This window comes from Bartonella sp. TT110JLCBS (genome assembly GCF_042193405.1).
In the GTDB taxonomy this organism is placed as follows: domain Bacteria; phylum Pseudomonadota; class Alphaproteobacteria; order Rhizobiales; family Rhizobiaceae; genus Bartonella.
In genome coordinates, this window is the sequence record NZ_JBHILT010000205.1 from 1 (window position 1) to 723 (window position 723).

The window sequence follows — 723 nt, forward strand, 5'->3', positions numbered from 1 at the left end:
AAGAGATTATAAACATCTTCATTTGTTTTAGACGCATTCCACAAAGTCTGTCGTAGTTTTTCATTAATATCTGTCAAAAATACTTCCTGAGGTTCTGAGCTAAGACGTTCCGTGATCTTTTGGGTTTTATTATCGTAAAGTTGCTTGGCAACTTCTCTCAAAGCTTTATTTGAAACCTCTTTACGAGCAGGATTAAAATAATTCCTTACAAGTGGAGGCGATTTTAAAGCATTTCCTAAACTACGAACTGCCTTAGAAATACCCATACCTCCTGAAGCAGCAACCGGCGTCAAAACTGCCCCACCAACACCACCGCCTAATGCCGAATTCACCGTATCATTATAACCTTCTCCTGCACCAGAACCATGCAAAGCACCAGAGCCTGCCCCAACAAGAGCTCCCCTACCTAAACCTCCTAAAGTCGAACCTGCTCGCAAAAAATTTAATGCTGGAATACCAAATGATGCTATTGTTGGTAAAATCGAACCAGCAATATAAGCACCAGAAGACAACCATGGATATTTTTTTTCTAAGGCTTTTAGGTAAGCGCGCTCCTTAGCTACCCTTCTATTATAAACCTCTTCTGCCTTTTTATCGCCGCTCCAATAATCCGTAAAACCTGCTTCATTGGCTGCTTGTATCTCATCACTATACCCTGCTGTCAAACCAGATATCCCATGACTCCTTAGTGCATCCGACCACGTAAGATCTTTATCATCAAAT

At 41.2% G+C, this 723-nt stretch carries 1 pseudogene; it reads right to left on the bottom strand.

Annotated elements, in window-relative coordinates:
* Positions 1-723: pseudogene (locus tag ACFILW_RS10475) on the bottom strand (glycine zipper family protein); the annotation flags it as partial.